This is a genomic window from Methanomethylovorans sp. (assembly GCF_050177135.1).
In the GTDB taxonomy this organism is placed as follows: domain Archaea; phylum Halobacteriota; class Methanosarcinia; order Methanosarcinales; family Methanosarcinaceae; genus Methanomethylovorans.
This window is the reverse complement of record NZ_JBFXHJ010000006.1, coordinates 26,593-28,267: the sequence shown is the minus strand read 5'-3', so window position 1 is coordinate 28,267 and position 1,675 is coordinate 26,593. Positions and strand designations below refer to the sequence as shown.

Below are 1,675 nucleotides of genomic sequence, written 5' to 3'. Positions count from 1 at the left end.
GGGAAGACCATGACAGAGATTACGATGGATGAACTGCTCAAATGGATAATTAGTGTGGACAGGCGACTTATACTCATGGAATATATGAATAAGCATAAAGTTGCCAATGCTTCTGATATTGCACATGAGAACAACAGGTCTACCCAAAATATCAGCCGCGCTTTGAAAGAACTGGAAGACATGGGACTAATAGAATGCCTTACCCCCACAAAAACCACATGGAAAAAGTATATGCTTACGGATAAGGGGAAAACCGTAATGGATAAAATGGAAGGAAAATATATCTGACCTATATTCTCCTTCCTCTTATCTTAAAAGAGGTTCGCAAGCTTTCTTGATCGTTTACTTTATACTTCCATTTCAAGTGCCTGGTAACCCTGCACCAGGTCGATGTTGGCCCTGACAACTGACCCCTTAAACTCTGTCAGGTCAGGCGTAACATCATCCAGGCCTTCCACAGCATCCTGCCTGTTAATGGCCATACCGTCTGGTATCACTTTTCCATCCGGGACGATGATCTTGCGCACCGTGGCATTATGCATTACCAGAGTATCATCTCCGATAGTGCAGTCAAAGACCACTGAACCGAATCCAATGAAACATCTCGTTCCGATCTTGCAAGGACCGTGTACTATGCATCCATGGGCCAGGGATGTTTCAGGATCGATGAGAACCTGAGAATGTGACAGAGCATGGATGATCACATTATCCTGCACATTACAACCATCGCTGATAACTATCGAAGAACCAGGTTCATCTGCCCTGATGATAGCATTGTGCGCCACAAATACATTGTCACCGATATGGACATTTCCAATGATGATGGCGGTTTCAGAGATCCATGCTTTTTTACTTATCTTTGGTCGTTGTTTCTGTGGGTTTTCCAATTGCATATCATCACCTCTCTTCTTTAGGGACCGTAAATACCTGAAGCACCTGTAATGTGCCTACAGCGATATAATATGAGAATTTATGAGAACTTATTTAAACCTGTTGCTCCGAAGTTTTTCAAGCCTCCATAATGGAACTGGTATGTACCTAAGAGCACACAGCTTCCCCCTTAGAAATTGCACTTCTCACTTTTACAATAGCACAACAATAGAGGTTACAGACCAGGATCGCACAGAAAGTAAGGATCGCATGCAGGTGCACTATTCAAGTAGAATGATAATTTAAGATGGATATATTTATATTTAAAGGCGGACAAATCCAGAGTCCGGTATTAACATAATGTTGAAATTCACATCAGATGTTTCAAACAAATATCCCTTAACTGTAATCCAAAAACGGTGATAGCAATGATCAGATCTAAGGATGACTACAAATATTATCTGGAGGCAGACAGAATCGCCTTGTCAAGAAAAGGTAAAAAACCTAAATATTTTGACTATGATCATATATGGATGTTTGAACGTCTATTAAGGAAAGTCGAATACTATCAGAATTGTAAAAGATCACTCATTTGGAAGCCCTATCTTCTGCTTTTAAAAAGGAAATATTACTCATTGAGCACTAAACTGGGATTTACCATACCTTTGAATGTTTTTGGTCCGGGATTGAGCATTGCCCACAGGGGCACTATAGTTGTTAACACCGCCACACGGGTGGGAGCGAATTGCCGGCTGCATGCTTGTGTGAACATTGGCACAAAAGCTGGCTATGAAGACGTAGCGCC

General features: G+C 41.6%; 2 protein-coding genes. One reads left to right on the top strand and one right to left on the bottom strand.

The annotated features are described in order from the left end of the window. Nucleotides 1–288, top strand: a 288-nt coding sequence (locus AB7U21_RS01250; RefSeq protein ID WP_428386542.1) for a winged helix-turn-helix domain-containing protein, incomplete at its 5' end; no start/stop codon positions are given. A 59-nt stretch (nucleotides 289–347) separates the two neighbouring features. Here the strand turns inward: AB7U21_RS01250 and AB7U21_RS01245 are convergent. Then, nucleotides 348–893 (bottom strand): carbonate dehydratase, encoded by a 546-nt coding sequence (locus AB7U21_RS01245; protein ID WP_333787670.1) that lies wholly within the window; start codon nucleotides 891–893, stop codon nucleotides 348–350. Between the last annotated feature and the right edge of the window lie 782 nt (nucleotides 894–1,675).